Consider the following 24,483-nt stretch of genomic DNA (forward strand, 5'->3'; position numbering starts at 1 on the left):
CTTGCAAGGCTTCTGAGGATAGACGCCGGAACAAAGTTCAGCCCGGCTGAATCGTTGACTTTTTTAGTAGGAAATTTCATCGCTGCTATTGAAACTCGGGTATATGCCCTCATTGCACAAAACACGTTTATGGATTTGGCAGGTTTTCGTTTGCAAGAAAAGCCTGCCTCCTCACTCGGAGACGCAGGTTTATGAAACAACTGTCCGACGTAAAATTTTCCACCCTCGATCTTGTGCCGGTGCGCGAGAACGGCAGCCCGGCGCAATCGCTGCGCAACTCGTTGGACCTGGCGCAGCATGTCGAGAAATTCGGCTATACGCGGTTCTGGGTAGCGGAACACCACAACATGGATGGCATTGCCAGTTCCGCGACGTCTGTATTACTCGGTTATCTGGCAGGCGGTACGTCGACCATTCGTGTCGGCTCCGGCGGTGTGATGCTGCCCAATCATGCGCCGCTGGTGATCGCCGAGCAGTTCGGCACCCTCGAAAGTCTGTATCCGGGCCGGATCGACCTAGGCCTGGGCCGTGCGCCGGGTTCCGATCAGATGACCGCTCGGGCGCTGCGCCGTGAACGCTCCGGTAGCGCCGATGATTTCCCCGAAGACGTCGCCGAACTGGTGCGCTACCTCGGCCCGCGTACCCCGGATCAGCGCGTGATCGCGATGCCGGGCACCGGCACCAACGTGCCGATCTGGCTGCTCGGTTCCAGTCTGTTCAGCGCGCAACTGGCCGGTGAACGCGGCTTGCCTTACGCCTTCGCCTCGCATTTCGCCCCGCGTTTCATGCACGAGGCGATCCGCGTTTATCGCAATCACTTCAAGCCTTCGGCGGTGCTCGACAAACCGTACGTGATGCTCGGTGTGCCATTGGTGGCGGCGGATACCGATGAACAAGCCGATTACCTGGCGACGTCGGTGTATCAGCGCATTCTTGCGTTGATGCGTGGGCAAAGTTTGGTGCAGCGTCCGCCGGTGAAAACCATGGACGGCCTGTGGTTGCCGCACGAGCGTGAGGCGGTGGGGGATTTCCTTGGGCTGGCGATGGTTGGCAGCCCGCAGAAGATCCGCGCGAAGCTTGAGGTGTTGGTCGAACAGACGCAGGCCGATGAGCTGATTTTTACCAGTGATCTTTATGAGCATGCTGATCGGGTGCATTCGTACGAGTTGTTGGCGCAGGTGATGAAGGGCTGAAAGGCACCCTCACCCTAGCCCTCTCCCGGAGGGAGAGGGGACTGACCGAGTTGTATGTTCGAAATACATCGACCTGAAAAATCGAGTCGAACTCAGGATCTGAACGGCTCCCGATCTGCTCCCTTTCCCCTCTACCCCTGGGGGAGAGGGCTGGGGTGAGGGGGTTAGATTTCAAACTCACCAAAAATCTCAAACCCCGGACACAAAAAAGCCGACGCATTCACGTCGGCTTTGTATTTCAGGCGCAATCAACCGCGCTTGTAGACGATTTCCTTGGTGCCACCTTCGCAGGTGCCAACCACTTTACCGTCAGCCGCTGCGCCCTTATCGACTACTTCCAGCGAATAATTGGACGCACCTTTGGCATCAATTTTCGCCGCAATCTCGCTTTTCAGCTCTTCACAAGACTTACCGGCAGCAAACGCACCACCCGCAAGGCTCAACAAACCTACTGCCAACATGAACTTCTTCATCGGTCGCACTCCCTGGTCGGATTAAAAGAGGCGGGCATCGAGCGTTGACCCGATGCAGCCACCCTGTAGCGCTTTGCCATTCCTATGGCACTCGGCCAGCGCGCAAGTTCAGAAGACTAGACCAAACTCAGCTGCTGGCAATCTTGAAGCCCACTTTCAATGTCACCTGAAAGTGCGCTGCCTTGCCGTCCTTGATATGGCCACGGGTCTCGGTGACTTCAAACCATTCCAGGTTGCGAATGGTCTTGTTGGCTTCAGCAATGGCGTTGTTGATGGCGTCTTCGATGCTGCTGGTGGACGAACCGACCAGCTCGACTTTCTTGTACGTGTGATGGTCACTCATAACGATCTCCTTGGCGTGTGGAATTGAGACTAGCAGTGAATCTGCACTGTTGATTTCGGTGGCTGCGCGCAAGCGAAGTTCAGATTTTCTGCACTTTCTCAAACCGCTGAAGTCCCAACCAACACACGCCACTCATCACCAATGCAGGAGAGCCACCATGGCCAACACCTCTTTACGTAAAGCCTCGTTGCAAAGCATGGAAGCCGAGATCGAGAGTCTGCTCAAATCGTTGGAAAGCTTGAAGGACGACGCTTCGGACGAGTCGCGCAAGACCCTCAAGGCGCTGAAAAGCAATGCCGAAAGTGCGCTGAAACATTCGCGCCACCTGCTTAGTGATGCCTACGAAGAAGTCAAAGTGAAAACCCGCGAAACCGGGATCGCCACCCGTGATTACGCGCAGGAACATCCGTGGACGACTGCCGGTGTCGCAGTCGGTGCCCTCGGTTTGCTCGCGGCTTATCTGTTGTTCAAGCGCGGCGAGTGATCCGTCTGGCGCAGCTCGTTCTTGAGCCATTGCGCCAGTTGCCGAGCGCGCCCGTCTGCGGCGCGCTTGGGTAGCCACAACGCCAGTTGCGCCGGGGTTTCACAGAAGCCCCATGGCGCAACCAGGCGACCGGCCTTCAAATCTTCCGTCACCAGCGGCTCCGGCGCGATGGCCACTCCGAGACCCGCCACTGCTGCTTCCAGCAAATAATACAAATGCTCGAAACCTTGTCCCGACCTCAACGCCTTGGCGTCGAGGGCGTTCTGCTGCGCCCAGCTCGGCCAGGCTTGTGGGCGCGAGGTGGTGTGCAGCAACGGTTCGTCGAGCAATGCTGAGGCTGGCGCCGTTTTCAGGCGTTGATAGCCGCGGAACAACGGACTCATCACCGGGCCGATGCGTTCTGCGGCCAACTCGTAGACCTGCATGTCCGCAGGCCATGGTGGCTCGGCGAACAACAGCAAAGCGTCCAGCCCCGGACGGCGTGGATCGAGATCGCCTTCACCGGCTGAGAGGTGCAAACGCAAGTCCGGAAGATCGGCATTCAACCGCCCCAAGCGTGGAATAAACCAACGAGCCAGCAGGCTTCCCGAGCAACCCAGTACGAACGGAGCATCGGCGGTGTTCTGGGTTAATTCGGCACAAACACTGCGCAACCGGTCAAACGCCTCACCGCTGGCATCGCGCAAGCGTACACCGGCATCTGTGAGTTTCAAGCCGCGTCCGTCCTTGACGAAAAGACTGACACCCAAATGCTCTTCCAGCACCTTGAGCTGCCGACTGACTGCACCATGGGTAACGTGCAGTTGCTCGGCAGCCTGACTGACGCTATTCAGCCGGGCGGTCGCTTCGAACGCACGCAAGGCGTTCAACGGGGGAAGGTCGTGGCTCATGGTATCTGTGAGTTTTCCTGACAGGTTGTGGCGATCTTATCGGTTTTCAGCGTAGTAGGTCAGGGGTAGAGTGGTCGTCATTGTCTTATCACCCGAATTCACCTGGAGCGACTCATGACCCAGACTTCGAACACCTCTGATCTGCGCAACGGCCCGGACGATAACGGCCTGTTTGGCTCGTTCGGTGGCCGCTACGTGGCGGAAACCCTGATGCCGTTGATCCTCGACCTGGCCCGCGAATACGAAGCGGCCAAGGAAGATCCGGCGTTCAAAGAAGAATTGGCCTACTTCCAGCGCGACTACGTCGGACGTCCAAGCCCGCTGTATTTCGCTGAACGCCTGACTGAGTTCTGCGGCGGCGCGAAGATTTATCTGAAGCGCGAAGAGCTGAACCACACCGGCGCGCACAAGATCAACAACTGCATCGGCCAGATCCTGCTGGCGCGGCGCATGGGCAAGAAACGCATCATCGCCGAGACCGGCGCCGGCATGCACGGCGTGGCCACCGCCACCGTTGCTGCGCGTTTCGGTCTGGATTGCGTGATCTACATGGGCACCACTGACATCGAACGTCAGCAGGCCAACGTGTTCCGCATGAAACTGCTGGGCGCTGAAGTGATTCCAGTGGTTGCCGGCACCGGTACCCTGAAAGACGCGATGAACGAAGCCCTGCGTGACTGGGTAACCAACGTCGACAACACCTTCTACCTGATCGGCACCGTGGCCGGCCCTCACCCTTACCCAGCAATGGTTCGCGACTTCCAGGCCGTCATCGGCAAGGAAACCCGCGATCAGTTGCAGGCTCAGGAAGGTCGCCTGCCGGATAGCCTGGTGGCGTGCATCGGTGGTGGTTCCAATGCGATGGGCCTGTTTCACCCGTTCCTTGACGACAAAAGCGTCGAAATCATCGGTGTTGAAGCCGCCGGTTACGGCATTGAAACCGGCAAGCACGCGGCGAGCCTCAATGGCGGCGTCCCGGGTGTGTTGCACGGCAACCGTACCTTCCTGCTGCAGGACGACGACGGCCAGATCATCGACGCCCACTCGATTTCCGCCGGCCTCGATTACCCAGGCATCGGCCCGGAACACGCCTGGTTGCATGACATCGGTCGCGTTCAGTACACCTCGGTGACCGACGACGAAGCCCTCGACGCGTTCCACAAATGCTGCCGTCTGGAAGGGATCATTCCTGCCCTGGAAAGCGCCCACGCCCTGGCTGAAGTGTTCAAACGCGCACCGAAACTGCCGAAGGATCACCTGATGGTGGTCAACCTTTCCGGCCGTGGCGACAAAGACATGCAGACCGTCATGCACCATATGGAACAGTCAAAGCAGGAGAAACACTGATGAACCGCCTGCAAACCCGTTTTGCCGACCTCAAAGAGCAGAACCGCGCCGCGCTGGTGACCTTCGTCACCGCCGGTGATCCGGACTACGACACTTCGCTGGCGATCCTCAAAGGTTTGCCGGGTGCCGGCGCCGACGTGATCGAGTTGGGCATGCCGTTCACCGATCCAATGGCCGACGGCCCGGCGATCCAGTTGGCGAACATCCGTGCCTTGGGCGCCAAACAGAACCTGGCGAAAACCCTGCAGATGGTTCGCGAGTTCCGCGAAGGCAACAGCGACACGCCGCTGGTGTTGATGGGCTACTTCAACCCGATTCACATGTATGGCGTTGAGCGCTTCATCGCTGACGCGAAAGAGGCGGGCGTCGACGGTCTGATCGTGGTTGACATGCCGCCTGAGCATAACGCCGAGCTGTGCGATCCGGCGCAGGCTGCGGGTCTGGACTTCATCCGACTGACCACGCCGACCACCGACGATGCGCGTCTGCCGAAAGTGCTCAATGGCAGCTCCGGTTTCGTTTATTACGTGTCGGTGGCCGGTGTGACCGGTGCCGGCGCTGCAACGCTTGAACATGTTGAAGAGGCGGTGACCCGTCTGCGCCGTCATACCGATCTGCCGATCAGCATCGGTTTCGGTATCCGAACCCCGGAGCAAGCTGCTGCTATCGCGCGTCTGGCCGACGGTGTTGTGGTGGGCTCGGCGTTGATCGATCACATCGCCAACGCGACCACACCAGCGCAAGCCATCGACGGCGTGCTGGGCCTGTGCTCGGCACTGTCTGAAGGCGTGCGTAAGGCCCGCGTCAGTTGAAGGTAAAGTTCCTGATACAGAGGAATTAGCGCCTCAAAGCACAGACTAAATGAGCAAGACCGAGGGCTTCAGAACTACGTTCTGAGGTCCTTTTTGCTGTTTGTGCCGTGAGGAAAGACCCGATGAAAATGCCGAAACGTCTGATGGCCGGACTGGGCGTGCTGATGATCAGCGCGACACCGCTGCTGGCCAGCGCCGATCCGCGCGACGATCACGACCACGGCGGCCCGCAGCAGGGCCATTACGACAACCATGGTGATGATCATCGCGACGATCATCGTGGCCCGCAGAACGATCACCGGGGTGGCCCGCCGCCGCGCGACTTCGGCCCGGTGCGCCAGACCATTCGTGATAATCATGGCTATTTCGTGCGCGGTGCGCCGCCGCCTCCGGGGATTCATCTGGAGCGTGGTCGACCATTGCCGCATGGGTATTACGGTGAACGTCTGGACGGTCGCGCGTTGGGTCGTTTGCCAGTGTATCCGGGGTACGAATGGCGCAGGGCGGGTGGTGACATTGTGCTGATCGCGGTGGGCACCGGGATCGTCTACGAAATTCTCGATGGCGTGTTGTATTGATCTGCAGGCAATAAAAAACAACGCAGCCAATGGCTGCGTTCTTTTTTCAGGGTAGCTCCAGTCCGCCGGAGGCCTTGTGCAGTTTGCGCAGATGCGCGCCGATCTGCTTCACATTCTCCTCGCTGGCCGCGATCTCTGCGGCCCGCTTCGGCTCCAGCAACTTGCGCACTTCCGCGTCCAGATCACCGGACAGTGCCAGCAGCTTCTTCTGCCGCTGACTGCTCTCTGCTTCGAGTCGACTGAACTCGGTCGGCTGCGGCAATCCGTAACCCTTGGAATCTAGCAATTCCGCCGGACGACTGAGGAATCCGCTGTTGGCGAGGATTTCCTGCAAGGTGGCGTTGGCCTTGTCCATGCCGCCGTTTTCCAGCTCCCGGGCCCCCAAGTAGCGTTGCTTGACCTCATCCTGAGCCAGTAGCAACTGACGTCGATAACTGGCCTGCTCCAACAGCAGCAGTGCGGCGCTGGTACGCAAGTCGGCGCGTTCGAACCACCCACGGCGTTCTTCGGCGGTCAGCGAAAGCCAATCCTCGACGGTGGTCTGCTTGATCGGCAACTGCTTCTTCAACACATCGAACATCGCTTGATAGCGATCGCGAAACGAGTCGAAGCGATAACCGAGACGCAACGCTTCTTTCGGATCATCCAGCACGCTGGTGTCCGCCAGACCCCGGCCCTTCATTACTTCCAGCAAGCCGTTGGGCATGATGCTGTCCAGGCCGACGAACTGATTGTTGTTGCTGCCGCTGCGTAACAGTTTCAAGCCTTCCACAGCGCAGTTGTTGGAGAGGAAGAAGTAGTTGCCGTCGTAGCTCCAGTGCATTTCGGCGGCGTGTTCGACCACGCCTTCGATCTCTTCGCGTGACAAGTTGATCGGCACGGAAGCGAGGCTGCGCAATTCGGTTTTGGTGTATTCGTCGATCACCTGCGCGAGCGGAAGCACAAAAAGTCGCGAAGGGTATTTGCCGACCAGTCCGTCCCAGCTCGACAACTGCACATCACCAACGAACGCGCGGTAGGACAACACCAGATGCTGATCGAGATCGAGCCGGCAATCCGGCCCACGTGGTCGGCCCGGTGCGCAGATCACCAGGCGCAACATGCTGTGTCCCCAGCGGCTGACCCAGTTCTGATTGGCTTCGGCCAGCAGATAATCGACGGCATAGACCCGTTCCGGATCAACTTGCCCCAATGGCTGTTTGGCGAAGTCATTGCCAGCATTGAGGAAGGAGAAGGTCTTGCTGCAAACGTCCTTGGCCGGCGGCGCCCAGCCGAAGTGTTGCTGGTAATAGCGATAAAGCGCCGGACGGCGACAGGCGTAGCTCGGGTCGAGGAGGAAATACTCCATGTTGACCGCGACGAACTCCTTGGGGCTGGAGATTTCGTACAGGTCCGGACTGCGGGCGATCTGCCGATTGTGTTGTTCGCGCTCACCACGACGACCGACGTATTGCTGCCAGCCAGCGAGGTCGAGCAGACGCGGGTCATCGCTGAGGGTGAAGCGGCGACTGTTCTGACCGCGACACTCGTCGGGAATGCCGATCAGCCCGGCGCTGTTGAAACGGCGCGTGCAGCGCTGAATCAGCGTGCGCTCGGCATCCGGCCATAAGCGGGCGCGGTCATAAATATGGGTAATTTCGTGCAGCACCGTGGCGAGCAGTTCCTGACGCACAGTGCCATGGGGGCGATTGGTTTTTTCTTTGGCCGCGCTGCCATCGGTAAGGCCGGCGAGCAGTTTGCGGTTCAGATCGAGTTCGGCGACCAGCGTGGCTTGGCCGTAGGCATTGGCGGGCATGTCGTCGGTCCAGCCGACATCGATGCGCCGATCCAGCCGCTCGATAAAACTCGGTGGCAGCTTTTGCATCGCCTCATCGATCAGCGCCTGGCTGGCCTGTTGTTGGGCGGGGCTCAGACCGTCGGTCTTGAGCCGCAGTTGCAGGCCGGCGTGGGCGCTGTTGCCAAGCAGCAACAACGCCCCGGCCAGCAGCCAGGTGCTGAGTGACTTCACAGTGCGAGGATGGCTTCGGCTAGAACCTGATCACTGGCGTCGCGCGCTTCCGGCACGCGAGTGCGCAAGGTGTTGAGCGCGGCTTCCAGGTGCGCGCCCCGGATATCACCGTTAGTGGCGACGAAACTGGCCGCGTCGTCGTGCGCTTCGCGGATGATTTTCGAATCGCGAATCGACGTGGTGGTGTCGGAAGTGAAATCGATGGTGCGCTGGGAGGCACGAACGATGATGTTACTGGTGGCTACCAGGGTGTGCGCCTGGGCCACGTCGGCCAACAAAAACAGGCCAAGGGCGGCAGCAATCAGCGGGCTACGCATGGAACGACTCCGAAGGGGCAAGGATAACAGGGGTACAGGATAACTATTGGACGAGAATTGCCTCTGCCAGTTCAAGGTCGCTGACATGAAGTTTCGGCCGGGTTTTGCGCAGGTAATGCAGCGCGGACTCCAGACGAGCACCTCGCCATTCACCGTCACTGGCAACAAATGCGGCCGCGTCATCGTGAGCGGCGAGCAGCAGTTTACGGTCGAAAGGTGCGGAAGACACCATGCTGGTGGCATAGCCGCTGACGACGGTGCCTTGCGTCGACAGATTGAAAGCATCAAAGGCATCGGCCGACGTCGCCCAGCAGGCAGTCAACAGAACAGAAGGGACGAGCAGATTTGAAAGAAAACGCATGAGACTCGGTAATGGTTAGCGAGCCCAAAGGCTAGCGCAATGCCCGGACCAGAGCCAGCGCCGAAACATCGGGACACGACCGGCGTGTCCCGACTGGTACGTGCTGCTTAGATCGTCAGGATGGCCTGAGCCAGTTGTGCGTCAGTAGCTTGTAACTGTGGCGCCTGATGACGGATGTGATCCAGTGCGCTTTCCAGTTTCACGCCACGGATTTCGCCTTCACTGGCCACGAAGCTGGCAGCATCGTCGCGAGCGGCAAGTACGATCTTGTCGTCACGGAAGGACGAGGTGACGTCGGAAGTCGCGTCGGACGAGGACTTCAGTGCACCGACAACGGCGTCGGTGGTGACGATGAAGCTGGTGGCGCTGGCGTTGGCAGCCACGGCCAGCAGGGCGGCAGCGCTGAGCAGACGAAGACGGGACATGGTGTAACTCCTATGGATAAACCGTATTGAGAGGTGGCTCGGTATCTGAGGAGTCAGACGCCAGTGACACAGCATTCGCCACGTTCTGCATGGGATATTAGGCCGGCTCGCGGCGTTCGCACAGTGGGCAGAATGCTAGCGCCAGAAGGGTTTATCCAGTTCATTCACGCGATCGGCATGGCTGAGGCCAAGATCGGCGAGATCACGACCATTGAGTTGAGACAGCAAGCGTCGCGTTCTGGCGCGCTCCAGGCTGTCCCAGAGGCCCCTGCACAGGCGGCGCAAAGCATTTGGGCGATCGGTTCGATGGCTGAAGATTTCTGAAACATCCTGTAAGTCATTCATGACGTATTCCTTTACCGATGAAGGCGGAAAGTCATGTTGAACCTGTGACAGACAGAGAGTCAGATACACCGGGGTAAAATTGTACTGGTTCAGATTGATTTTATTTGAAACTGTACCTATCTGAACGATCAGTCGCTGTATTGGAGTTTTTTCTGGCTTAAAACGACAAAACCCGTCGTGGTTTCCCACGACGGGTTTTGCTTGTTCAATTCGGGTTGCTGGCGGTGGGTCTAACGACCAGAGCCAGCGACGCTACTTAGCGCCAGAACGGCTTGCTCAGCTCTTCGTAGCGTTGTGCTTCGCTGATACCGGCGTCAGCCAGCAGACGCGAATCCAGACGAGCCAGTTGATGGCGGCTGGAGATGCGGCGCTGCCACAACATCAGGTTGGCGATAACGCGCAGAGGCAGAGAAGCCTGGGTGTTTACAGCTTTGTCTTCGAAGAACAGTTCGGAACTGAGTGTACGTTCCATGGTTGACATCCTTCCGCTTGTGGCGGGATCAGGTAGTGGTTTGACTGGTGCCCATGATCCTCTCGTTTGCCTAGTCTCTCTAGATACAGTTCAACTGTATTGTGAGTGACCAGTTAACTGTTTATAGGCGGTGTATGGGTCAAAATTGAGCAAACTGTACCTGTCCGCACTTAAGTGGTGCGTTTTCGCCTGTTTGAGTCGGAAGGGTAGGTAAATGCTGTAGGAAAAGACCAGTACAGCAGTACAGTTTTTGTAAGGTGGCAGGCTTGCGAAAGTCCGCTGACGCAAACTGTGTTTGCATCAGCGGTTTATCTGTGTGAATTACACAGCGAGCATGCGACCGGTTTCTTCCAGGTTCATATGCCAGCTCAGCGCTTCTCGCAGGATGTGCGGGGTGTGGCCACCGATTGCACAGGCCGCCGTGAAGTAATCGTTAAGCGCCTGACGGAAGTCCGGGTGCACACAGTTATCGATGATCACCCGCGCGCGCTCCCGTGGCGCCAGGCCTCGCAAGTCGGCCAGACCCACTTCGGTCACCAGAATGTCGACGTCATGCTCGGTGTGGTCAACGTGGCTGACCATCGGCACCACGCTGGAAATCGCGCCGCCCTTGGCAATCGACTTGGTCACGAACACCGCAAGATGCGCATTGCGCGCGAAGTCGCCGGAACCGCCGATGCCATTCATCATCCGCGTGCCGCAAACGTGGGTCGAGTTGACGTTGCCGTAAATATCGAACTCCAGCGCCGTGTTGATGCCGATGATGCCTAGGCGGCGTACTACTTCCGGGTGGTTGGAAATCTCCTGCGGACGCAGCACCAACTTGTCTTTGTACTTCTCCAGATTGCCGAATACATCGCTGTTACGGCGTTCCGACAAGGTGATCGAGCTGCCCGACGCAAAACTCAGCTTGCCGGCGTCGATCAGGTCGAAGGTCGAATCCTGCAGCACTTCGGAGTACATGGTCAGGTCTTCGAACGGCGAATCGATCAGGCCGCACATCACCGCGTTGGCAATGTTGCCGATCCCCGCCTGCAGCGGGCCAAGCTTGTTGGTCATGCGCCCGGCGTCGACTTCCTGCTTGAAGAAAGTGATCAGGTGCTCGGCGATGGCATTGGTATCGACGTCCGGCGTCGACACGGTGGACGGCGAATCCGACTGTTGGGTGATGACGATGGCGACAATCTTCTCCGGCGGAATCGGAATTGCGGTGCTACCGATGCGGTCGTCGACTTTTACCAGCGGGATCGGCGTGCGCGTCGGGCGATACGTCGGGATATAGATGTCATGCAGGCCTTCGAGATTGGCGTTGTGCGCCAGGTTGATCTCGACGATTACCTGCTTGGCAAAAATCGCGAAGCTCGCCGAGTTGCCCACCGAGGTGGTTGGCACGATGTGGCCTTGCTCGGTGATAGCCACGGCTTCGATGACCGCGATGTCCGGCAGCTTCAGTTGCTGATTGCGCAGTTGCTCAACGGTTTCCGACAGATGCTGGTCGATGAACATCACCTGGCCGGCGTTGATTGCCTTGCGCAAGGTGCTGTCGACCTGGAATGGCATGCGTCGCGACAGTACGCCGGCTTCGGTCAATTGCTTGTCGAGGTCGTTGCCCAGGCTGGCGCCGGTCATCAGGCTGATCTTCAGCGGTGTGACCTTGGCGCGCTCGGCCAGTGCGTGAGGGACGGCTTTGGCTTCGCCGGCACGGGTGAAACCGCTCATGCCGACGGTCATGCCGTCCTCAATCAGAGCGGCTGCGTCGGCGGCGCTCATCACTTTGTCCAACAACGAAGGCAGGCGAATACGGTCACGGTACATGGATTATTATCTCGGGAAGCGAGTAGCAGGATGCGCAGTCTAGTGAATTTGACGGGCGCCTGTCCCGCTACCAAGGTCGCAAACGAGGCGTCTATTCAGCGGGTTTCAAGTAAAACACCGTTACTGGATCTGCAACAACGCGGCAAATTGTCCGACTGTTTGCGCAAACAAAAACGCCCCGACAAGTCGGGGCGTTCGGTGTTGCAGCGGGGAATTATTCGACCGCTTTAACCATGTCTTCGATGACTTTCTTCGCGTCGCCGAACACCATCATGGTCTTGTCCAGATAGAACAGCTCGTTGTCCAGACCGGCATAGCCGCTGGCCATCGAGCGCTTGTTGACGATGATGGTCTTGGCCTTGAATGCTTCGAGAATCGGCATGCCGGCAATCGGCGATTTTGGATCGTTCTTCGCCGCCGGGTTGACCACGTCGTTTGCGCCGAGCACCAGCACCACGTCAGCCTGGCCGAACTCGGAGTTGATGTCTTCCATCTCGAACACCTGATCGTAAGGCACTTCGGCCTCGGCGAGCAGAACGTTCATGTGCCCCGGCATCCGACCCGCCACCGGGTGGATCGCGTACTTCACGGTCACGCCACGGTGGGTCAGCTTCTCGGTCAGCTCTTTCAGCGCATGTTGTGCACGCGCTACTGCCAAGCCATAACCCGGCACGATGATCACGGTGTCGGCGTTGGTCAGCAAGAAGGTTGCGTCGTCGGCCGAACCGGATTTCACCGGACGTGCTTCTTTCGCACCGGCAGGACCAGCGTCGGCTGTATTGCCGAAACCGCCGAGCAGTACATTAAAGAAGGAACGGTTCATTGCCTTGCACATGATGTACGAGAGAATCGCACCGCTCGAACCCACCAGCGAGCCGGCAATGATCAGCATCGAGTTGTTCAGCGAGAAGCCAATACCTGCCGCCGCCCAGCCCGAATAGCTGTTGAGCATCGACACCACGACCGGCATGTCGGCACCGCCGATCGGGATGATGATCAGCACGCCCATCACAAACGCCAGCGCCAGCATCAGCGCGAACGCGGTGAGGTTGCCGGTGAACATGAAGGTCAGGCCGAGTGCCAGCGTTGCCAGACCCAGCACGGCATTCAGCTTGTGCTGACCGGTAAACTGTACCGGTGCGCCCTGGAACAGGCGGAACTTGTACTTGCCCGAGAGCTTGCCGAACGCAATCACCGAACCGGAGAAGGTAATCGCACCGATGGCTGCACCGAGGAACAGTTCCAGACGGTTGCCCGCCGGGATCGAGTCGCCCAGCTGTTTAACGATACCCAGCGATTGCGGCTCAACCACCGCAGCGATCGCGATGAACACTGCCGCGAGACCGATCATGCTGTGCATGAACGCGACCAGTTCCGGCATCTTGGTCATTTCAACGCGTTTGGCCATGATCGAACCGGCGGTGCCGCCGACCAGCAGGCCAACGATCACGTAACCGATACCGGCCGTAGCCAGCTCAGCACCAAGCTTATAGATGAGGCCAACGGTAGTCAGAATGGCTAACGCCATGCCGAGCATGCCGAACAGGTTGCCGCGCCGCGAGGTGGTCGGGTGCGACAGGCCTTTGAGGGCCTGGATAAAGCAGATCGACGCGATCAGGTAGAGCGTCGTGACGAGATTCATGCTCATTACTTCGGCGCCTCTTCTTTTAATTTCGGGGCTTTCTTCTTGAACATCTCAAGCATGCGGCGGGTGACCAGGAAGCCACCGAACACGTTGACCGCCGCCAGTGCCACGGCAAGGGTGCCCATGGTTTTGCCCAGCGGCGTGACGGTCAATGCCGCGGCGAGCATGGCGCCGACAATCACGATCGCCGAGATGGCGTTGGTTACCGCCATCAAAGGCGTGTGCAGCGCAGGTGTAACGTTCCAGACCACGTGGTAACCGACATAAATCGCCAGCACGAAGATGATCAGGTTGTAGATACCGGGGGAGATAAGCTCTTCCATCGTCTGAATCCCTGCTTAGGCGTTTTTGCGGATGACTTGGCCGTCGCGGCACATGAGGCACGCGGCGACGATGTCGTCTTCGAGGTTGACGTCGAACTGGCCTTCTTTGGTGAACACCAGCTTGAGGAAGTCCAGCAGGTTGCGTGCGTACAGCGCCGAAGCGTCTGCAGCGACTTCGCCGGCCAGATTGGTCGGGCCACAAATGGTCACGCCATTTTCGACCACGACCTGATCAGCCACGGTCAGCGGGCAGTTGCCACCCTGAGCCGCCGCGAGGTCGATGACCACCGAACCCGGTTTCATCTGCGCCACGGTGTCCGCGCTCAACAGCGTCGGTGCCTTGCGGCCCGGAATCAGCGCAGTGGTGATGACGATATCAGCCTGCTTGGCGCGTTCGTGCACGGCCTGGGCCTGACGTTGCATCCAGCTCGCCGGCATTGGGCGCGCGTAACCGCCGACACCGACCGCGCATTCGCGCTCTTCATCGGTCTCGTAAGGCACGTCGACGAACTTGGCGCCGAGGGATTCGATCTGCTCTTTCACCGCCGGACGTACGTCAGACGCTTCGATCACCGCACCCAGACGTTTCGCCGTGGCAATCGCCTGCAACCCGGCCACACCGGCGCCAAGAATCAGCACGCGCGCCGCTTTCACGGTGCCCGCAGCAGTCATCAACATCGGCATGAAGCGCGGATAGTGGTGTGCGGCCAGTAACACAGCCTTATAGCCGGCAATGTTCGCCTGCGACGACAACACATCGAGACTCTGCGCGCGCGAGGTGCGCGGCGCGGCTTCGAGGGCGAACGCGGTAATGCCGCACTCGGCCATCTTCGCGATGGTTTCGTTGTTGAACGGGTTGAGCATGCCCACCAGCACCGTACCGCGCTTGATCAGCGTCAGTTCGGCATCGCTTGGCGCGGCCACTTTGAGAATCAGCTCGGCGCCAAACGCGTCATTGGCACTGCCAATGGTTGCGCCTGCCGCTTCATAGGCACTGTCGACCACACTGGCTTTAACGCCGGCGCCGGTTTGCACAGTGACCTTATGACCTTGGCTGATCAGCTTTTTAATGGTTTCCGGGGTTGCAGCAACCCGTGTTTCACCGGTCTGGGTTTCGAGAGGAACACCAATGTGCACGTCAAATCTCCTGCGTGATCTTATTGAGTAAACCCATGCACTACGGATGGTGCGACTGGGGCGGCCGATCAGCACGATCCCGCCAAATCAGGGCGGGGCGCGGCATTTTGCAGGCGAACTTTATGCCCTTCAAGGGATTATGACGGGTGACGGAAAATTAACTACAAGTCATGCCGTGACCGAATGTCGCAGATGGCCAGCTGAATCCCTTGCAGGCCGTGCCTTGTAAGGATTCTGGCTGAATATGGAAAATTTTCTCATCGGTGGCGTGAATAGGCAGTAATGAGTCGCCAATGGAGGCTCAAAGCCACGTCGTCAGGCGCTTGTGGGACGTCTGTACGACTTTCGGATACAGTCTGTCGAATTGCGACAATTACTTATATCTGTAGGGCTTTTATTTTCCTGACTACGGGGTTAGTTATTGCTGTAAGCCTCTATCCTTCTAGGCTGTAGCTTTGTGCCTGGGTTACCAGCCAGTCACGAAATGCCTTTAACGACGCTGATTCGACTTTTCGTTCGGGAATCATCAGGTAATAGGCCTTGATGCTCGACAGCGCCTGCGGGTTGGCAATCACCAAGCGTTTCTCGGCCAATTCACGCTGGATCAGGAACGGTGGAATCAACGCAATGCCCATGTCGTGCATGGCGGCCTGGGCCAGCATGGAGAATAGCTCGTAGCGCGGACCTGTCATGTCGCGGGGGATATTCAGGTGCTGCGAGTTGAACCATTGGCGCCAAGCATAGGGGCGCGTGGTTTGCTGCAGCAGCGGCAGTTCGGCAATTTCATCGGCTGTTAGAAGCGTCTCGTTGCCAAGTAGGGCGGGACTGCACACCGGCATCGGATTCTCGCCCATCAGCCTGTGGGATTCGGTACCGGACCAATCGGCATCGCCGAAGTAGATCGCGGCATCGAATTCGGTATCCGCGAACAGGAACGGGCGGGTGCGGTTAGTCAGGTTGACCGTGACTTCCGGGTGCTTGAGCTGGAAATCCTTGAGCCGTGGCAGCAGCCATTGGGTGCCGAAGGTTGGCACCACCGCCAGTTCGATCACGTTGGTACCTTGCTGGCCCATCACTGACAACGTGTCGCGTTCGACCGCATCGAGTTGAGTCGCGACTCGGCGGCTGTAGGAAAGACCCGCTTCCGTCAGTTTCACGCCACGTCGCGAGCGTCGGAACAGTTCCACGCTGAGGAACTCTTCCAGGCTGGCGATCTGTCGGCAAATGGCGCCTTGGGTGAGGGAAAGTTCTTCGGCAGCGCGGGTAAAGCTCTCGTGGCGTGCGGCGGCTTCGAAGCTGATCAGGGCGGTGGTGCTGGGAATCTTCCTGCGCATGTACGTCAACCTCACTAATGCGCCGCATAAAAGGCATTTCGCGACGTTTCGGAGTGAGAAATTAGCACAACAGAATGCGAAATCCTCGTTTGTCGCGATGGCGAACCGCGCCTAGGATCAATGCCACGTTAATTCACCCGATTTGCGAGGACACACTCATGGGCGGTAAAGCTAGCTTCAACTGGATCGATCCCCTGCTGCTGGATCAACAGCTCACCGAAGAAGAGCGCATGATCCGCGACACCGCCGAGCAATTCGCTCAACAGAAGCTCGCGCCGCGTGTTCTCGAAGCTTTCCGTCATGAGAAGACTGACCCGGCGATCTTCCGCGAAATGGGCGAAGTCGGCCTGTTGGGCGCGACCATCCCAGAGCAGTACGGTGGCAGCGGCCTCAACTATGTCAGCTACGGTCTGATTGCTCGTGAAGTGGAGCGTGTCGACTCTGGCTATCGCTCGATGATGAGCGTGCAGTCCTCGCTGGTGATGGTGCCGATCAACGAATTCGGCACCGAAGCACAGAAACAAAAATACCTGCCGAAACTGGCTTCCGGTGAATGGATCGGCTGCTTCGGCCTGACCGAGCCAAACCACGGTTCCGATCCGGGCGCGATGATTACCCGAGCCCGCAAAGTTGAAGGCGGCTACAGCCTGACCGGCGCGAAGATGTGGATCACCAACAGCCCGATCGCCGACGTGTTCGTGGTCTGGGGTAAGGACGATGCCGGCGACATCCGTGGCTTCGTCTTGGAGAAGGGCTGGAAAGGCCTGAGCGCTCCGGCGATTCACGGCAAGGTTGGCCTGCGCGCGTCGATCACCGGTGAGATCGTCATGGACAACGTGTTCGTGCCGGAAGAGAACATCTTCCCGGACGTGCGCGGTCTGAAAGGCCCGTTCACCTGCCTTAACTCAGCGCGCTACGGCATTTCCTGGGGCGCACTGGGCGCTGCCGAGTTCTGTTGGCACACCGCCCGCCAGTACACGCTGGATCGCCAACAGTTCGGTCGCCCATTGGCCGCGACTCAGTTGGTCCAGAAGAAGCTGGCGGACATGCAGACTGAAATCACTCTGGCCCTGCAAGGTTGCCTGCGCCTGGGTCGTATGAAGGATGAGGGTACAGCGGCGGTCGAAATCACTTCGATCATGAAGCGCAACTCCTGCGGCAAGTCGCTGGACATCGCCCGTATGGCGCGCGACATGCTTGGCGGCAATGGTATCTCCGACGAATTCGGCGTGGCCCGTCACCTGGTCAACCTGGAAGTGGTGAATACCTATGAAGGCACTCACGACGTCCACGCGCTGATCCTTGGGCGTGCGCAAACCGGTCTGCAGGCGTTCTATTAATAGGAGAGCGACCATGGGCGCGCTGTCGCATCTGCGGGTACTGGATTTATCGCGAGTGTTAGCCGGGCCATGGGCCGGGCAGATCCTCGCCGACCTTGGCGCCGAAGTGATCAAGGTCGAGCGCCCTGGTAATGGCGATGACACTCGCGCCTGGGGGCCGCCCTTCCTTAAAGATGCTTATGGCGAGAATACGTCAGAAGCGGCCTATTACCTCTCGGCCAACCGCAACAAGCAATCGGTGACCATCGATTTCACTCGCCCCGAGGGGCAGAAGCTGGTGCGCGAGCTGGCGGCGAAGTCGGACATCCTCATCGAGAACTTCAAGGTCGGTGGCCTGGCGGCTTACGGGCTGGACTATGAGTCGCTGAAGGCGATCAATCCGAACCTGATCTATTGCTCGATTACCGGATTCGGGCAGACCGGACCGTATGCCAAGCGCGCCGGCTATGACTTTATGATTCAGGGGCTGGGCGGGCTGATGAGCCTGACCGGTCGTCCAGAGGGTGATGAGGGTGCCGGGCCGGTGAAGGTCGGTGTGGCGTTGACGGATATTCTTACCGGTCTGTATTCGACGGTGGCGATCCTTGCAGCGTTGGCTCATCGCGATCACGACGGGGGCGGCCAACACATCGATATGGCGTTGCTGGATGTGCAGGTTGCGTGTCTGGCGAACCAGGCGATGAATTATCTGACCACGGGCAATGCGCCTAAGCGTCTTGGTAATGCGCATCCGAACATCGTGCCTTATCAGGATTTTCCTACGGCCGACGGCGACTTCATTCTTACCGTGGGCAACGACGGGCAGTTCCGCAAGTTTGCCGAAGTGGCGGGGCAGCCGCAGTGGGCTGACGATCCGCGTTTCGCTACTAATAAGCTGCGGGTGGCGAACCGGGCGGTGTTGATTCCGCTGATTCGCCAGGCGACGGTGTTCAAGACGACTGCCGAGTGGGTTGCGGAGCTGGAGCAGGCGGGGGTTCCATGTGGGCCCATCAACGATCTTTCGCAGGTGTTTGAGGATCCGCAGGTAAAAGCGCGTGGCCTGGCGATAGAGTTGCCGCATGCGTTGGCGGGGATGGTGCCTCAAGTGGCTAGCCCGATTCGCCTGTCGCAGACACCGGTTGAATATCGCCGAGCGCCTCCTTTATTGGGTGAGCATACGCTGGAGGTTTTGCAGGGTGTGCTGGGCTTGGGTGCGGGAGCGGTGGCTGAGTTGAAAGCGGCCGGGGTTCTCTGACAATCCCTTCTATATAGAAGGGATCGCTATAAGGTGAAGTTTTTGGTTGTTTTTTAGCCAATCTGCAAGTGATTGAAAGAAAAGCGAAATTAACGGTTGACGGCAGATCTCAGGTGTCTATAATTCGCCCCACTTCCGGCGCAGTCGAAACGGAAAACTCCTTGAGATTCAACGGGTTATGTAGGTTTCGGCAGCAGGTTGCTTCAGTTCATCGAAGCCAGAAGGAAGTTGAAAAAGAGGTGTTGACAGCAGCGTGTAACGCTGTAGAATTCGCCTCCCGCTGACGAGAGATCGGAAGCGCAAGTGGTTGAAGTTGTTGAAGAATTCTTCGAAAACTTCTGAAAATAATCACTTGACAGCAAATGAGGCTGCTGTAGAATGCGCGCCTCGGTTGAGACGAAAGATCTTAACCAACCGCTCTTTAACAACTGAATCAAGCAATTCGTGTGGGTGCTTGTGGAGTCAGACTGATAGTCAACAAGATTATCAGCATCACAAGTTACTCCGCGAGAAATCAAAGATGTAACCAACGATTGCTGAGCCAAGTTTAGGGTTTCTTAAAAACCCAAAGATGTTTGAACTGAAGAGTTTGATCATGGCTCAGATTGAACGCTGGCGGCAGGCCTAACACATGCAAGTCGAGCGGATGACAGGAGCTTGCTCCTGAATTCAGCGGCGGACGGGTGAGTAATGCCTAGGAATCTGCCTGGTAGTGGGGGACAACGTTTCGAAAGGAACGCTAATACCGCATACGTCCTACGGGAGAAAGCAGGGGACCTTCGGGCCTTGCGCTATCAGATGAGCCTAGGTCGGATTAGCTAGTTGGTGAGGTAATGGCTCACCAAGGCGACGATCCGTAACTGGTCTGAGAGGATGATCAGTCACACTGGAACTGAGACACGGTCCAGACTCCTACGGGAGGCAGCAGTGGGGAATATTGGACAATGGGCGAAAGCCTGATCCAGCCATGCCGCGTGTGTGAAGAAGGTCTTCGGATTGTAAAGCACTTTAAGTTGGGAGGAAGGGTTGTAGATTAATACTCTGCAATTTTGACGTTACCGACAGAATAAGCACCGGCTAACTCTGTGCCAGCAGCCGCGGTAATACAGAGGGTGCAAGCGTTAATCGGAATTACTGGGCGTAAAGCGCGCGTAGGTGGTTCGTTAAGTTGGATGTGAAATCCCCGGGCTCAACCTGGGAACTGCATTCAAAACTGTCGAGCTAGAGTATGGTAGAGGGTGGTGGAATTTCCTGTGTAGCGGTGAAATGCGTAGATATAGGAAGGAACACCAGTGGCGAAGGCGACCACCTGGACTGATACTGACACTGAGGTGCGAAAGCGTGGGGAGCAAACAGGATTAGATACCCTGGTAGTCCACGCCGTAAACGATGTCAACTAGCCGTTGGGAGCCTTGAGCTCTTAGTGGCGCAGCTAACGCATTAAGTTGACCGCCTGGGGAGTACGGCCGCAAGGTTAAAACTCAAATGAATTGACGGGGGCCCGCACAAGCGGTGGAGCATGTGGTTTAATTCGAAGCAACGCGAAGAACCTTACCAGGCCTTGACATCCAATGAACTTTCCAGAGATGGATTGGTGCCTTCGGGAACATTGAGACAGGTGCTGCATGGCTGTCGTCAGCTCGTGTCGTGAGATGTTGGGTTAAGTCCCGTAACGAGCGCAACCCTTGTCCTTAGTTACCAGCACGTTATGGTGGGCACTCTAAGGAGACTGCCGGTGACAAACCGGAGGAAGGTGGGGATGACGTCAAGTCATCATGGCCCTTACGGCCTGGGCTACACACGTGCTACAATGGTCGGTACAAAGGGTTGCCAAGCCGCGAGGTGGAGCTAATCCCATAAAACCGATCGTAGTCCGGATCGCAGTCTGCAACTCGACTGCGTGAAGTCGGAATCGCTAGTAATCGTGAATCAGAATGTCACGGTGAATACGTTCCCGGGCCTTGTACACACCGCCCGTCACACCATGGGAGTGGGTTGCACCAGAAGTAGCTAGTCTAACCTTCGGGAGGACGGTTACCACGGTGTGATTCATGACTGGGGTGAAGTCGTAACAAGGTAGCCGTAGGGGAACCTGCGGCTGGATCACCTCCTTAATCGACGACATCAGCTGCTCCATAAGTTCCCACACGAATTGCTTGATTCATTGAAGAAGACGAAAGAAGCAGCCCGAAATTGGGTCTGTAGCTCAGTTGGTTAGAGCGCACCCCTGATAAGGGTGAGGTCGGCAGTTCGAATCTGCCCAGACCCACCAATTTTGTGTGGGAAACGCCTGTAGAAATACGGGGCCATAGCTCAGCTGGGAGAGCGCCTGCCTTGCACGCAGGAGGTCAGCGGTTCGATCCCGCTTGGCTCCACCACTACTGCTTCTCTTGTATAAAGCTTAGAAATGAGCATTCCATCGTTGTGATGGTGAATGTTGATTTCTAGTCTTTGACTAGTTCGTTCTTTAAAAATTTGGGTATGTGATAGAAAGATAGACTGGACGTTACTTTCACTGGTAGCGGATCAGGCTAAGGTAAAATTTGTGAGTTCTCTTAGTTGAGAAATTCGAATTTTCGGCGAATGTCGTCTTCACAGTATAACCAGATTGCTTGGGGTTATATGGTCAAGTGAAGAAGCGCATACGGTGGATGCCTTGGCAGTCAGAGGCGATGAAAGACGTGGTAGCCTGCGAAAAGCTTCGGGGAGTCGGCAAACAGACTTTGATCCGGAGATGTCTGAATGGGGGAACCCAGCCATCATAAGATGGTTATCTTGTACTGAATACATAGGTGCAAGAGGCGAACCAGGGGAACTGAAACATCTAAGTACCCTGAGGAAAAGAAATCAACCGAGATTCCCTTAGTAGTGGCGAGCGAACGGGGACTAGCCCTTAAGTGGCTTTGAGATTAGCGGAACGCTCTGGAAAGTGCGGCCATAGTGGGTGATAGCCCTGTACGCGAAAATCTCTTGGTCATGAAATCGAGTAGGACGGAGCACGAGAAACTTTGTCTGAATATGGGGGGACCATCCTCCAAGGCTAAATACTACTGACTGACCGATAGTGAACTAGTACCGTGAGGGAAAGGCGAAAAGAACCCCGGAGAGGGGAGTGAAATAGATCCTGAAACCGTATGCGTACAAGCAGTGGGAGCAGACTTTGTTCTGTGACTGCGTACCTTTTGTATAATGGGTCAGCGACTTATTTTCAGTGGCGAGCTTAACCGAATAGGGGAGGCGTAGCGAAAGCGAGTCTTAATAGGGCGTCTAGTCGCTGGGAATAGACCCGAAACCGGGCGATCTATCCATGGGCAGGTTGAAGGTTGGGTAACACTAACTGGAGGACCGAACCGACTACCGTTGAAAAGTTAGCGGATGACCTGTGGATCGGAGTGAAAGGCTAATCAAGCTCGGAGATAGCTGGTTCTCCTCGAAAGCTATTTAGGTAGCGCCTCATGTATCACTGTAGGGGGTAGAGCACTGTTTCGGCTAGGGGGTCATCCCGACTTACCAAACCGATGCAAACTCCGAATACCTACAAGTGCCGAGCATGGGAGACACACGGCGGGTGCTAACGTCCGTCGTGAAAAGGGAAACAACCCAGACCGTCAGCTAAGGTCCCAAAGTTATGGTTAAGTGGGAAACGATGTGGGAAGGCTTAGACAGCTAGGAGGTTGGCTTAGAAGCAGCCACCCTTTAAAGAAAGCGTAATAGCTCACTAGTCGAGTCGGCCTGCGCGGAAGATGTAACGGGGCTCAAACCATACACCGAAGCTACGGGTATCACCTTCGGGTGATGCGGTAGAGGAGCGTTCTGTAAGCCTGTGAAGGTGAGTTGAGAAGCTTGCTGGAGGTATCAGAAGTGCGAATGCTGACATGAGTAACGACAATGGGTGTGAAAAACACCCACGCCGAAAGACCAAGGTTTCCTGCGCAACGTTAATCGACGCAGGGTTAGTCGGTCCCTAAGGCGAGGCTGAAAAGCGTAGTCGATGGAAAACAGGTTAATATTCCTGTACTTCTGGTTATTGCGATGGAGGGACGGAGAAGGCTAGGCCAGCTTGGCGTTGGTTGTCCAAGTTTAAGGTGGTAGGCTGGAATCTTAGGTAAATCCGGGATTCTAAGGCCGAGAGCTGATGACGAGTTACCCTTTGGGTGACGAAGTGGTTGATGCCATGCTTCCAAGAAAAGCTTCTAAGCTTCAGGTAACCAGGAACCGTACCCCAAACCGACACAGGTGGTTGGGTAGAGAATACCAAGGCGCTTGAGAGAACTCGGGTGAAGGAACTAGGCAAAATGGCACCGTAACTTCGGGAGAAGGTGCGCCGGTGAGGGTGAAGGACTTGCTCCGTAAGCTCATGCCGGTCGAAGATACCAGGCCGCTGCGACTGTTTATTAAAAACACAGCACTCTGCAAACACGAAAGTGGACGTATAGGGTGTGACGCCTGCCCGGTGCCGGAAGGTTAATTGATGGGGTTAGCTAACGCGAAGCTCTTGATCGAAGCCCCGGTAAACGGCGGCCGTAACTATAACGGTCCTAAGGTAGCGAAATTCCTTGTCGGGTAAGTTCCGACCTGCACGAATGGCGTAACGATGGCGGCGCTGTCTCCACCCGAGACTCAGTGAAATTGAAATCGCTGTGAAGATGCAGTGTATCCGCGGCTAGACGGAAAGACCCCGTGAACCTTTACTATAGCTTTGCACTGGACTTTGAATTTGCTTGTGTAGGATAGGTGGGAGGCTTTGAAGCGTGGACGCCAGTTCGCGTGGAGCCATCCTTGAAATACCACCCTGGCAACTTTGAGGTTCTAACTCAGGTCCGTTATCCGGATCGAGGACAGTGTATGGTGGGTAGTTTGACTGGGGCGGTCTCCTCCTAAAGAGTAACGGAGGAGTACGAAGGTGCGCTCAGACCGGTCGGAAATCGGTCGTAGAGTATAAAGGCAAAAGCGCGCTTGACTGCGAGACAGACACGTCGAGCAGGTACGAAAGTAGGTCTTAGTGATCCGGTGGTTCTGTATGGAAGGGCCATCGCTCAACGGATAAAAGGTACTCCGGGGATAACAGGCTGATACCGCCCAAGAGTTCATATCGACGGCGGTGTTTGGCACCTCGATGTCGGCTCATCACATCCTGGGGCTGAAGCCGGTCCCAAGGGTATGGCTGTTCGCCATTTAAAGTGGTACGCGAGCTGGGTTTAGAACGTCGTGAGACAGTTCGGTCCCTATCTGCCGTGGACGTTTGAGATTTGAGAGGGGCTGCTCCTAGTACGAGAGGACCGGAGTGGACGAACCTCTGGTGTTCCGGTTGTCACGCCAGTGGCATTGCCGGGTAGCTATGTTCGGGAAAGATAACCGCTGAAAGCATCTAAGCGGGAAACTTGCCTCAAGATGAGATCTCACTGGAACCTTGAGTTCCCTGAAGGGCCGTCGAAGACTACGACGTTGATAGGTTGGGTGTGTAAGCGCTGTGAGGCGTTGAGCTAACCAATACTAATTGCCCGTGAGGCTTGACCATATAACACCCAAGCAATTTGCGTCGAAGAGACCAGATTGCGGTGTGTGAAGACGAAATGAACCGAAAGTTCGAAAGACTCACAAAACACC

At 57.1% G+C, this 24,483-nt stretch carries 21 protein-coding genes, 2 tRNA genes and 2 rRNA genes; 11 read left to right on the plus strand and 14 right to left on the minus strand.

Translation table 11 applies throughout. The features are described 5' to 3' along the window. Positions 1–191 precede the first annotated feature (191 nt). Entirely contained in the window at positions 192–1,193 is a 1,002-nt protein-coding gene (locus ACZZ0G_RS12275) for an LLM class flavin-dependent oxidoreductase (protein ID WP_034152274.1), read from the plus strand. Between the two features lie 248 nt (positions 1,194–1,441). Here the strand turns inward: ACZZ0G_RS12275 and ACZZ0G_RS12280 are convergent, their stop codons facing one another. Beyond that, a complete protein-coding gene (locus tag ACZZ0G_RS12280) occupies positions 1,442–1,666 on the minus strand; it encodes a DUF1161 domain-containing protein (RefSeq protein WP_463556302.1) in 225 nt (74 codons plus the stop codon). 127 nt (positions 1,667–1,793) lie between these two features. Then, a complete protein-coding gene (locus tag ACZZ0G_RS12285; RefSeq protein WP_016985551.1) occupies positions 1,794–2,009 on the minus strand; it encodes a dodecin in 216 nt (71 codons plus the stop codon). A 157-nt stretch (positions 2,010–2,166) separates the two neighbouring features. Between ACZZ0G_RS12285 and ACZZ0G_RS12290 the strand changes: the two genes are divergently transcribed. Beyond that, positions 2,167–2,493 carry an ElaB/YgaM/YqjD family protein gene (locus ACZZ0G_RS12290; protein WP_095190284.1) on the plus strand — a complete coding sequence of 109 codons (327 nt, stop codon included), beginning with the start codon at positions 2,167–2,169 and terminating at the stop codon, positions 2,491–2,493. Here ACZZ0G_RS12290 and ACZZ0G_RS12295 read toward each other — a convergent pair. After that, a complete protein-coding gene (locus ACZZ0G_RS12295; protein WP_463556303.1) occupies positions 2,466–3,383 on the minus strand; it encodes a LysR family transcriptional regulator in 918 nt (305 codons plus the stop codon). The two genes, ACZZ0G_RS12290 and ACZZ0G_RS12295, sit on opposite strands and share 28 nt — an antisense overlap. Positions 3,384–3,497: 114 nt before the next feature. Between ACZZ0G_RS12295 and trpB the strand changes: the two genes are divergently transcribed. The 3 genes from trpB (at position 3,498) to ACZZ0G_RS12310 (ending at position 6,120) form a co-directional block, all read left to right on the plus strand. After that, a complete protein-coding gene (gene trpB / locus ACZZ0G_RS12300) occupies positions 3,498–4,730 on the plus strand; it encodes a tryptophan synthase subunit beta (protein WP_038365117.1) in 1,233 nt (410 codons plus the stop codon). Beyond that, complete coding sequence (gene trpA, locus ACZZ0G_RS12305; protein WP_463556304.1) at positions 4,730–5,542, plus strand: tryptophan synthase subunit alpha; 813 nt, start codon at positions 4,730–4,732, stop codon at positions 5,540–5,542. The genes trpB and trpA overlap by 1 nt, the downstream gene beginning before the upstream one ends. A gap of 122 nt (positions 5,543–5,664) precedes the next feature. Next, positions 5,665–6,120 (plus strand): anti-virulence regulator CigR family protein, encoded by a 456-nt coding sequence (locus tag ACZZ0G_RS12310; RefSeq protein WP_463556305.1) that lies wholly within the window; start codon positions 5,665–5,667, stop codon positions 6,118–6,120. 46 nt (positions 6,121–6,166) lie between these two features. On the opposite strand, the gene ACZZ0G_RS12315 is transcribed toward ACZZ0G_RS12310, so the two are convergent. From ACZZ0G_RS12315 to ACZZ0G_RS12365, 11 genes are all read right to left on the minus strand, one after another. Continuing rightward, positions 6,167–8,128 carry a DUF7844 domain-containing protein gene (locus ACZZ0G_RS12315; protein WP_463556306.1) on the minus strand — a complete coding sequence of 654 codons (1,962 nt, stop codon included), beginning with the start codon at positions 8,126–8,128 and terminating at the stop codon, positions 6,167–6,169. Next, the gene (locus ACZZ0G_RS12320) at positions 8,125–8,445 is read right to left on the minus strand and encodes a DUF2388 domain-containing protein (protein ID WP_007911662.1); all 321 of its coding nucleotides are present in this window, start codon (positions 8,443–8,445) and stop codon (positions 8,125–8,127) included. The genes ACZZ0G_RS12315 and ACZZ0G_RS12320 overlap by 4 nt, the downstream gene beginning before the upstream one ends. 43 nt (positions 8,446–8,488) lie before the next feature. After that, entirely contained in the window at positions 8,489–8,806 is a 318-nt protein-coding gene (locus tag ACZZ0G_RS12325) for a DUF2388 domain-containing protein (RefSeq protein WP_463556307.1), read from the minus strand. Positions 8,807–8,913: 107 nt separating this feature from the next. Beyond that, the gene (locus tag ACZZ0G_RS12330) at positions 8,914–9,231 is read right to left on the minus strand and encodes a DUF2388 domain-containing protein (RefSeq protein ID WP_007911658.1); all 318 of its coding nucleotides are present in this window, start codon (positions 9,229–9,231) and stop codon (positions 8,914–8,916) included. Positions 9,232–9,366: 135 nt separating this feature from the next. After that, complete coding sequence (locus tag ACZZ0G_RS12335; protein ID WP_463556308.1) at positions 9,367–9,576, minus strand: DUF1127 domain-containing protein; 210 nt, start codon at positions 9,574–9,576, stop codon at positions 9,367–9,369. Between the two features lie 256 nt (positions 9,577–9,832). Continuing rightward, positions 9,833–10,048 carry a DUF1127 domain-containing protein gene (locus ACZZ0G_RS12340; protein WP_007911656.1) on the minus strand — a complete coding sequence of 72 codons (216 nt, stop codon included), beginning with the start codon at positions 10,046–10,048 and terminating at the stop codon, positions 9,833–9,835. 321 nt (positions 10,049–10,369) lie between these two features. Then, a complete protein-coding gene (locus ACZZ0G_RS12345; RefSeq protein WP_008081132.1) occupies positions 10,370–11,863 on the minus strand; it encodes an acetyl-CoA hydrolase/transferase family protein in 1,494 nt (497 codons plus the stop codon). A 214-nt stretch (positions 11,864–12,077) separates the two neighbouring features. After that, positions 12,078–13,511: an NAD(P)(+) transhydrogenase (Re/Si-specific) subunit beta gene (locus ACZZ0G_RS12350; protein ID WP_008081130.1), complete on the minus strand. Its 1,434-nt coding sequence runs from the start codon at positions 13,509–13,511 to the stop codon at positions 12,078–12,080. Next, complete coding sequence (locus tag ACZZ0G_RS12355; RefSeq protein WP_285678283.1) at positions 13,511–13,831, minus strand: NAD(P) transhydrogenase subunit alpha part 2; 321 nt, start codon at positions 13,829–13,831, stop codon at positions 13,511–13,513. The genes ACZZ0G_RS12350 and ACZZ0G_RS12355 overlap by 1 nt, the downstream gene beginning before the upstream one ends. A 15-nt stretch (positions 13,832–13,846) precedes the next feature. Then, on the minus strand, positions 13,847–14,968 hold the full coding sequence (locus ACZZ0G_RS12360) for a Re/Si-specific NAD(P)(+) transhydrogenase subunit alpha (RefSeq protein WP_463556309.1): 1,122 nt from the start codon (positions 14,966–14,968) through the stop codon (positions 13,847–13,849). 434 nt (positions 14,969–15,402) lie between these two features. After that, entirely contained in the window at positions 15,403–16,302 is a 900-nt protein-coding gene (locus ACZZ0G_RS12365; protein WP_463556310.1) for a LysR family transcriptional regulator, read from the minus strand. Between the two features lie 158 nt (positions 16,303–16,460). Between ACZZ0G_RS12365 and ACZZ0G_RS12370 the strand changes: the two genes are divergently transcribed. The 6 genes from ACZZ0G_RS12370 to ACZZ0G_RS12395 all read left to right on the plus strand — a co-directional run bounded on the left by ACZZ0G_RS12370 (position 16,461) and on the right by ACZZ0G_RS12395 (position 24,394). After that, positions 16,461–17,642, plus strand: a complete 1,182-nt coding sequence (locus ACZZ0G_RS12370) for an acyl-CoA dehydrogenase (RefSeq protein ID WP_463556311.1) — start codon at positions 16,461–16,463, stop codon at positions 17,640–17,642. 13 nt (positions 17,643–17,655) lie between these two features. Further along, positions 17,656–18,876 carry a CaiB/BaiF CoA transferase family protein gene (locus tag ACZZ0G_RS12375; RefSeq protein ID WP_463556312.1) on the plus strand — a complete coding sequence of 407 codons (1,221 nt, stop codon included), beginning with the start codon at positions 17,656–17,658 and terminating at the stop codon, positions 18,874–18,876. 577 nt (positions 18,877–19,453) lie between these two features. Further along, positions 19,454–20,990 (plus strand): 16S ribosomal RNA (locus tag ACZZ0G_RS12380). Between the two features lie 81 nt (positions 20,991–21,071). Further along, a tRNA-Ile gene (locus ACZZ0G_RS12385) sits at positions 21,072–21,148 on the plus strand. 30 nt (positions 21,149–21,178) lie between these two features. Continuing rightward, positions 21,179–21,254 (plus strand) — tRNA-Ala (locus tag ACZZ0G_RS12390). 246 nt (positions 21,255–21,500) lie between these two features. Then, a 23S ribosomal RNA gene (locus tag ACZZ0G_RS12395) occupies positions 21,501–24,394 on the plus strand. The 16S and 23S rRNA genes sit together here with 2 tRNA genes alongside, the layout of an rRNA operon. Positions 24,395–24,483 lie beyond the last annotated feature (89 nt).

This window comes from Pseudomonas sp. AC169, from assembly GCF_979258515.1.

Excerpts from the sequence above, each read along its gene's own strand:
- ACZZ0G_RS12355 (WP_285678283.1), bottom strand. The coding sequence starts at position 13,831 with ATGGAAGAGCTTATCTCCCCCGGTATCTACAACCTGATCATCTTCGTG.
- ACZZ0G_RS12310 (WP_463556305.1), top strand. The coding sequence starts at position 5,665 with ATGAAAATGCCGAAACGTCTGATGGCCGGACTGGGCGTGCTGATGATC.
- trpA (WP_463556304.1), top strand. The coding sequence starts at position 4,730 with ATGAACCGCCTGCAAACCCGTTTTGCCGACCTCAAAGAGCAGAACCGC.
- ACZZ0G_RS12275 (WP_034152274.1), top strand. The coding sequence starts at position 192 with ATGAAACAACTGTCCGACGTAAAATTTTCCACCCTCGATCTTGTGCCG.
- ACZZ0G_RS12330 (WP_007911658.1), bottom strand. The coding sequence starts at position 9,231 with ATGTCCCGTCTTCGTCTGCTCAGCGCTGCCGCCCTGCTGGCCGTGGCT.
- ACZZ0G_RS12320 (WP_007911662.1), bottom strand. The coding sequence starts at position 8,445 with ATGCGTAGCCCGCTGATTGCTGCCGCCCTTGGCCTGTTTTTGTTGGCC.
- ACZZ0G_RS12335 (WP_463556308.1), bottom strand. The coding sequence starts at position 9,576 with ATGAATGACTTACAGGATGTTTCAGAAATCTTCAGCCATCGAACCGAT.
- ACZZ0G_RS12325 (WP_463556307.1), bottom strand. The coding sequence starts at position 8,806 with ATGCGTTTTCTTTCAAATCTGCTCGTCCCTTCTGTTCTGTTGACTGCC.
- ACZZ0G_RS12350 (WP_008081130.1), bottom strand. The coding sequence starts at position 13,511 with ATGAGCATGAATCTCGTCACGACGCTCTACCTGATCGCGTCGATCTGC.
- ACZZ0G_RS12285 (WP_016985551.1), bottom strand. The coding sequence starts at position 2,009 with ATGAGTGACCATCACACGTACAAGAAAGTCGAGCTGGTCGGTTCGTCC.
- ACZZ0G_RS12340 (WP_007911656.1), bottom strand. The coding sequence starts at position 10,048 with ATGGAACGTACACTCAGTTCCGAACTGTTCTTCGAAGACAAAGCTGTA.
- ACZZ0G_RS12345 (WP_008081132.1), bottom strand. The coding sequence starts at position 11,863 with ATGTACCGTGACCGTATTCGCCTGCCTTCGTTGTTGGACAAAGTGATG.
- ACZZ0G_RS12280 (WP_463556302.1), bottom strand. The coding sequence starts at position 1,666 with ATGAAGAAGTTCATGTTGGCAGTAGGTTTGTTGAGCCTTGCGGGTGGT.
- ACZZ0G_RS12375 (WP_463556312.1), top strand. The coding sequence starts at position 17,656 with ATGGGCGCGCTGTCGCATCTGCGGGTACTGGATTTATCGCGAGTGTTA.
- ACZZ0G_RS12370 (WP_463556311.1), top strand. The coding sequence starts at position 16,461 with ATGGGCGGTAAAGCTAGCTTCAACTGGATCGATCCCCTGCTGCTGGAT.
- trpB (WP_038365117.1), top strand. The coding sequence starts at position 3,498 with ATGACCCAGACTTCGAACACCTCTGATCTGCGCAACGGCCCGGACGAT.
- ACZZ0G_RS12290 (WP_095190284.1), top strand. The coding sequence starts at position 2,167 with ATGGCCAACACCTCTTTACGTAAAGCCTCGTTGCAAAGCATGGAAGCC.
- ACZZ0G_RS12295 (WP_463556303.1), bottom strand. The coding sequence starts at position 3,383 with ATGAGCCACGACCTTCCCCCGTTGAACGCCTTGCGTGCGTTCGAAGCG.
- ACZZ0G_RS12365 (WP_463556310.1), bottom strand. The coding sequence starts at position 16,302 with ATGCGCAGGAAGATTCCCAGCACCACCGCCCTGATCAGCTTCGAAGCC.